At 35.5% G+C, this 6,102-nt stretch carries 8 protein-coding genes; all 8 read left to right on the plus strand.

The genetic code is table 11. The features are described from left to right. Positions 1 to 91 precede the first annotated feature (91 nt). The 8 genes from BU804_RS03150 to BU804_RS03185 all read left to right on the plus strand — a co-directional run bounded on the left by BU804_RS03150 (position 92) and on the right by BU804_RS03185 (position 5,858). Positions 92 to 652, plus strand: coding sequence for a 50S ribosomal protein L25/general stress protein Ctc (locus BU804_RS03150; RefSeq protein WP_042281755.1), 561 nt, complete (start codon positions 92 to 94; stop codon positions 650 to 652). Between the two features lie 13 nt (positions 653 to 665). Next, positions 666 to 1,343, plus strand: a complete 678-nt coding sequence (gene pth / locus BU804_RS03155; protein ID WP_075882939.1) for an aminoacyl-tRNA hydrolase — start codon at positions 666 to 668, stop codon at positions 1,341 to 1,343. Positions 1,344 to 1,353: 10 nt separating this feature from the next. Continuing rightward, entirely contained in the window at positions 1,354 to 1,698 is a 345-nt protein-coding gene (gene rpsF / locus BU804_RS03160) for a 30S ribosomal protein S6 (protein WP_075882940.1), read from the plus strand. Positions 1,699 to 1,709: 11 nt separating this feature from the next. Continuing rightward, positions 1,710 to 1,970, plus strand: coding sequence for a 30S ribosomal protein S18 (rpsR, locus tag BU804_RS03165; protein ID WP_011176137.1), 261 nt, complete (start codon positions 1,710 to 1,712; stop codon positions 1,968 to 1,970). 23 nt (positions 1,971 to 1,993) lie between these two features. Further along, entirely contained in the window at positions 1,994 to 2,479 is a 486-nt protein-coding gene (gene rplI, locus BU804_RS03170) for a 50S ribosomal protein L9 (RefSeq protein ID WP_075882941.1), read from the plus strand. Between the two features lie 82 nt (positions 2,480 to 2,561). After that, positions 2,562 to 3,395 (plus strand): 4-(cytidine 5'-diphospho)-2-C-methyl-D-erythritol kinase, encoded by an 834-nt coding sequence (ispE, locus tag BU804_RS03175; protein ID WP_075882942.1) that lies wholly within the window; start codon positions 2,562 to 2,564, stop codon positions 3,393 to 3,395. Positions 3,396 to 3,516: 121 nt separating this feature from the next. Continuing rightward, positions 3,517 to 4,503, plus strand: a complete 987-nt coding sequence (gene rfaD / locus BU804_RS03180) for an ADP-glyceromanno-heptose 6-epimerase (RefSeq protein ID WP_075882943.1) — start codon at positions 3,517 to 3,519, stop codon at positions 4,501 to 4,503. Then, a complete protein-coding gene (locus BU804_RS03185) occupies positions 4,497 to 5,858 on the plus strand; it encodes a bifunctional ADP-heptose synthase (RefSeq protein WP_075882944.1) in 1,362 nt (453 codons plus the stop codon). Before rfaD ends, BU804_RS03185 begins: the two co-directional genes overlap by 7 nt. The last annotated feature ends 244 nt before the right edge of the window (positions 5,859 to 6,102 follow it).

Genomic DNA, 6,102 nt, shown 5'->3' on the forward strand with positions numbered 1-6,102 from the left:
AGAAAAAAATCTATTTCAAACTATCTTTAGTAGGCAGGCTTCAAGTTTATCTTTTTAAAATTTATTTAACTTTATCCTTTTTGGGGGATTCATGAAATTGAAAGCAATATTAAGAACAGGCAAAAGCAAAAGCGAAATCAATCGCCTTCGCCGTGAAGGAATGATTCCAGCTGTTCTATATGTGAGAGGAAAAGAAGGCGAAACCTTAGCAATTAACAGTGCTGAATTTAATTCTTATCTACGTCATGTGAAATCTGGTCATCTTCCTACAACAATTTTTACCTTAGTTGATGAAAAGGGTTCAGAACGTCGTGTATTAGTGAAAGACATTCAGTATGCGATTACAACTTATCAAGTAATGCATCTTGATTTCGAAGAACTTATCGATGACCATAAAATTAATGTTAAAGTTCCTATTGAGTGTACAGGAACTGTAGATTGTGTGGGGGTTAAATTAGGTGGTGTACTTCGTCAAGTCATTCGGCATGCACGTATACGTTGTTTACCAAAAGATATGCCATCTTTCTTTGAATTAGATGTGCAAGAGCTGGGACTTAAGCAGTCTAAGCGCTTAAAAGATATGAATATTCCAGAAACAGTACGCCCTCTTATTGATATGAATGAGGTTGTAGCTGTTATTGTAAAACGTTAAGCTTTTTTAAAATGTGATAACTTCAACTTCGCAATCTTATCTTTTTGTAGGGCTTGGTAATCCAGGGCTTCAATATGAATTAACAAGGCATAACATGGGTTATCTTGTTATAAAAAGTTTAGCGAACAAGTTGGGATGGTCATTTAAAGAAGATAAACGTTTTAATGCTTTAATATCGAAAGGAATGGTTGAAAACAAATCTGTCCACCTAATTTTGCCACTTACCTATATGAATTTAAGTGGAACAGTTGTTAAGCGTTATTTAGATTTTTTTAAATTGCCCATGGCAAACCTATTTGTTGTAACAGATGATATATCTCTTTCATTTGGAAAGTTGAAATTGAAAACAATGGGAAGTACGGGTGGGCATAACGGTTTAAAAAGTGTAGAGACTCATTTAGGAACCTCTCACTATAATCGTTTAAAAATGGGAATTGGACATCCTGGCGAAAAAAATCTTGCTAGTTATGTTTTAGATGTTTTCACTCAAGAAGAATTACAAGTTTTAGCGACTTTTGTTAATCGTGGAGTAGAAGTTTTGCTCCGCTTAATTAAAGAAAGCGTTTCACAAGTGATGAACGCGGTTAACACAACTCCTAGCAAAGACAGATTAATGCCTTTGCCTAAAAAGCTTAAAAAAGCTTTAGAAAAGGAGTCAATAGATTTAACAAAACCCCCTTTGCAGGGTTAGGAGAATATACATGAGTCAAAAAGTACAAAACCTTTACGAAGGAATGTATGTCATTAGCGCAACGCTCAGTGATGATGCTCGCCATAAGGCTTTAGATAGAATTCAAACAGGAATTACTGGTCGTGGAGGAGAAATAAAAAAACTTCATGAGCAAGGAAGACGCCGTTTAGCTTACGAAATTGATGGCCACCGCGAAGGCTATTATTATCTCGTTTATTTTACAGCTCCTTCTTCAGCTATTTCTGATCTTTGGCAGGAATATCATTTGAATGAAGACCTTATTCGTTTTATTACTCTACGCACTGACGAAGTGATGGAGAAAATTGAATTTAAAACTCTAGATGAACAGCAGTAAGGAGTAGATTTATGCTACAAAGAAAACCAAAATATAATTCTGACTACTCTGATGCCCGCTCTAAAAAGCGTAAGCGTTGCCCTTTTACTGCGGCAGGAATTAGAGAAATTGATTACAAAGATATAGATACTTTAACAAAATTTATCACTGAACGTGGTAAAATTTTACCAAGACGAATTACAGGCGTATCTGCTTATCATCAAAAGAAATTGACAGCAGCCATTAAACGCGCCCGTCATGTGGCGTTGTTGCCATTTGTTGCTGAAGTTTAAGAATCATACGAGGAGATAACAGTATGGCACAATTGTTGTTAATAAAAGATGTGGAAGCACTTGGTAGAAGTGGTGAAATCGTTAACGTGAAGCCTGGTTTTGCTCGTAACTTTTTACTTCCCCAAAGTTTAGCCGTTATCGCTGATAAAAACACCTTGCGTATGCAAGAGCGTTTAAAAGCTGAACGTGAAAAACGGGCGATTGCTGATAAGAAAGAATCAGAAGCAGTTGCTATGCAAATTGAAGGAATGACTTTAGTACAGGTTGTTAAAGTAGACCAAGAAGGACATATGTATGGTTCTGTAACAGTGGCGGAAATCGTCCACCTTATTCAAGATCACGCAAAAATTGAACTTGAGAAAAAAGACATTCAATTAAAGCATCCGATTAAGACAACAGGAGTGCATTCTCTCGTTGTTAAATTAAAAGAAGGTGTAACGGCAAACTTTAATTTAAAAGTGATGTCTGAAGAAGGATACCGTGCAAGTTTAGAAGAACAAAAAGCTTAAGGCGGCTTAAGCTTTCTTGTTCTAATTTGTAAGGCGCAATTAAATTTAATTGCGCCTATCTATTATTGAGTTAATAAATAGTATGTTTTCCATTCGATTATTTTCACCGGCAAAAATAAATTTATTTTTAAAAGTTATTGGCAAAAGAGCGGATGGGTATCATGAGCTTTCCTCACTTTTCCAAACAATCTCTGCTGGGGATATTTTAACATTTCAAAGGCAGACAGTAGATACGCTCACCTGTTCAGATCCTTATCTTCCCACCGATGATTCTAATTTAGTTCTTAAAGCCCTGCGTTTATTTCGTTCAAAAACTGGTTTGGATTTACACTTACGCATTCATTTAGATAAACGACTTCCTTCTCAAGCAGGACTTGGAGGAGGTAGCAGTAATGCTGCGACTACTCTTTGGGCTTGTAATCAACTAGCAGGAGAAATCGTAAAAACAGAAGAGTTAATGCAATGGGGATCCGAAATTGGGGCAGACATTCCTTTTTTCTTTTCCAAAGGAACTGCTCATTGTACTGGCAGAGGAGAATGTGTAAATTCTTTAGATCCTTTAGCTCATTGTAAAATTTGGATTGTTAAGCCTCCTTTTGGACTTTCGACTCCAGAAGTTTATAAGCACTTAAATTTCTCTCAGTCTAATGAAAATATTAACGATTATGCAAGCTTTAAAGGAAAACTTTATTTTAATGATTTAGAAGCTTCGGCTTTTGAAATCAAACCTGAATTAAAAATACTAAAAAATACTCTTCTGTCTTCTGGTTTTGATACAGTGGTTATGTCTGGGTCAGGATCTTCTTTTTTTTGTATTGGTCAAGGGCAAATTCCTGCTTCTTTTAAAACTTTTTCTGCGTACTTTATCAACCGTTCATCCAATCGTTGGTATTCTACGCTGCCCAAATTAACCTGACGCTTGTTTCATTAGCCCTAGGAATGCCAAATTTATTTTTCCAAAATTTAATTTTTAGTTCTTTCTTGCCTTATTTATGATAGACTATAGATTTATTTATTTTTTTTGATGAGTTCGAATAATGAAAATATATGATGATCAATTAATAGTAATCACAGGTGGAGCTGGATTTATTGGCTCTTGTCTTGTTCGCTATTTAAATAACAAAGGAATGGCGAATCTCCTGATTGTTGATGAACTTGGGCACAGTGAAAAATGGAAAAACCTTGTTGGTAAAAAATTTGTCGACATCATTCCTAAACATCAATTATTTAATTGGTTAAATGGAAAAGAATCCTTGATTGAAGCGTTCGTTCATTTAGGAGCTTGTTCAAATACATTAGAGAAAGATGCTAGTTATCTTTTAGAAAATAATTACCGCTATACAGTTCAATTAGCTGAGTATGCGTTAAAACATGAGCATCGCTTTATTTACGCTTCTTCAGCAGCCACTTATGGAGACGGCTTAAAGGGATTTCAAGATAAAGAAAACGAGTTGTACTCGCTTGAACCTTTAAATATGTACGGCTTTTCTAAGCAGCTTTTTGATCAATGGGCTTATACAGAAGGAGCCTTAGAAAAAATTGTGGGATTAAAATACTTTAATGTATTTGGTCCTAATGAATATCACAAAGGGCGAATGGCCTCAGCTGTGAATAAAATGGTGCCAGAAATTTTAAAGGGTGAAACAGTCAAACTTTTTAAATCAAGCGAGCCTCATCTTTATGCAGACGGAGAGCAGAAAAGAGATTTTATTTATGTCAAAGATGTTGTTAGAATCACGTGTGCATTTTTAGAAAACGACGTTGGAGGTTTATATAATGTTGGTAGCGGGGAAGCTTCTACATGGAATTCCTTAACACATGCTGTTTTTAAAGCTCTCGATTGTCCTGTCAAAATTGAATATGTTGACATGCCAAAAGAATTGGTTGGGAAATATCAAAATTATAGTCGTGCAGATACAAAAAAACTTGAAACGATACTAAAAGATCAATCTCATCCCATGCTTTTGGAAGCTGCTATTGAAGATTATGTAAAAAACTATTTGGTGACGAAGAAAATATGGTAGCGTTAGCAAATACATTGCGAGATTTAAAACCTGTTAAGGTAGCAGTAATAGGAGATTTCTTATTAGACACTTATACTGTAGGAAAGGCTAAAAGAATTTCTCCTGAAGCTCCTGTTGCTGTCATTCATGTTCACCATGAAGAGCATAAACCAGGAGGAGCTGGAAATGTTGTACTCAATTTAATTTCGTTAGGTGCACAGGTAACAGCGATAGGTAGAACAGGTAAGGATTGGGGGGGCGATGTTCTTTGCAATATCTTAAGTCAAGAAGGAGTTGATACGTCAGCTATTTTCAACCAACAAAAATATAGAACGCCTGTCAAAAACCGCGTTATTGCAGAAAATCAACAAATTGTCCGCATAGATTTTGAAGAAATTGTCTCCCTTGATACTCAATTAGAGCAAGAAATCATTCTTGCTATCCCAACCTTTATGCATGATGTTCAAGCGATCGCGATTTCCGATTATGGTAAAGGTTTTCTAACAGATCAGCTCCTTAAAGCTATCATTGATTATGCTAATAAAAATGCCATTTTGGTTGTAACAGATCCAAAAGGACACGACTTTTCTAAATATACTCAAACAACTTTAATTAAACCTAACCTTTCGGAAGCTTATGCAGCAGCTGGGTTACCACCTTCAACTCCACTTGATTTAGTTGCCCAAAAAATCTTGCATATCACTCAAGCACGCTTGTTAATGATTACCCGTTCAGAAGCTGGTATTTCCCTTTTTGAATCGTCGGGAACTCGGCAGGATTTCCCTGTTCATGCAAAAGAAGTTAAAGATGTTACGGGTGCTGGTGATACCGTGTTGGCTATGCTCACTTATGCTTTGGCGAATAAAACTACTTATTCAGTAGCAGCTCAACTTTGCAATGTCGCAGCTGGAATTGCCATTGAGCAGGTGGGATGCGCAAGAGTCACTTTATCAGATGTCGCTTACAGATTATTTCAACATGATATGAAACATAAAGTCTTTGATCATGAGCAAGTGTTTGTACTTCGAGAAGTCCTAAAGAAAAATCCTTTCAATCTGCTAATTGTACAATGTATTGAAAGCATCTCTTTATCTCTTTTTCAATCGATTCAAGAGTTGACAGTTGGCGAGCAACCTCTTTTAATCTATGTAATAGATTCCAAGCCTTCTCGATTGGGAATAGATATGCTTGCCTCTTTAAAAGAGGTCAGTTTTATACTTATCCAGCAAGATAACCTAAAGTTTTTATGCAGCGATGTAAAACCTGCTAAATCATATGCCTATGATGGTCATCATCTTCAATGTGTGGATCCTGAATCTTATCTTTTAAATGTTTGGCTGCATGACGATTTAAAACTTCCAGTCACTTTGAATTAACAAGATTTAGGAATTTCTATGTTTTTTAATTTTTGATTTCATGTTTTGATAAATATGAGTGATGGTTTTGTAAACAAACTTATATTCAAATAAACGCTATACTGTGTTAATAACCTGAATTTTGAATTTATCTCTTTGATAATAAATAAGAAGAATAAAATTTAAATGACAAAGGACCTCTGCATCATTTAAAACATTTGTTTTCCCAAGCTAATGTTTAATATGACATGAGAGGTCAAAATGG

This window comes from Candidatus Protochlamydia sp. W-9, assembly GCF_001950615.1.
Taxonomy (GTDB): Bacteria; Chlamydiota; Chlamydiia; order Chlamydiales; family Parachlamydiaceae; genus Protochlamydia; species Protochlamydia amoebophila.

Bases quoted from the DNA above. Each gene is read 5' to 3' on its own strand.
- rpsF (WP_075882940.1), top strand. From the start codon at position 1,354: ATGAGTCAAAAAGTACAAAACCTTTACGAAGGAATGTATGTCATTAGC.
- ispE (WP_075882942.1), top strand. From the start codon at position 2,562: ATGTTTTCCATTCGATTATTTTCACCGGCAAAAATAAATTTATTTTTA.
- BU804_RS03150 (WP_042281755.1), top strand. From the start codon at position 92: ATGAAATTGAAAGCAATATTAAGAACAGGCAAAAGCAAAAGCGAAATC.
- rplI (WP_075882941.1), top strand. From the start codon at position 1,994: ATGGCACAATTGTTGTTAATAAAAGATGTGGAAGCACTTGGTAGAAGT.
- rpsR (WP_011176137.1), top strand. From the start codon at position 1,710: ATGCTACAAAGAAAACCAAAATATAATTCTGACTACTCTGATGCCCGC.
- rfaD (WP_075882943.1), top strand. From the start codon at position 3,517: ATGAAAATATATGATGATCAATTAATAGTAATCACAGGTGGAGCTGGA.
- BU804_RS03185 (WP_075882944.1), top strand. From the start codon at position 4,497: ATGGTAGCGTTAGCAAATACATTGCGAGATTTAAAACCTGTTAAGGTA.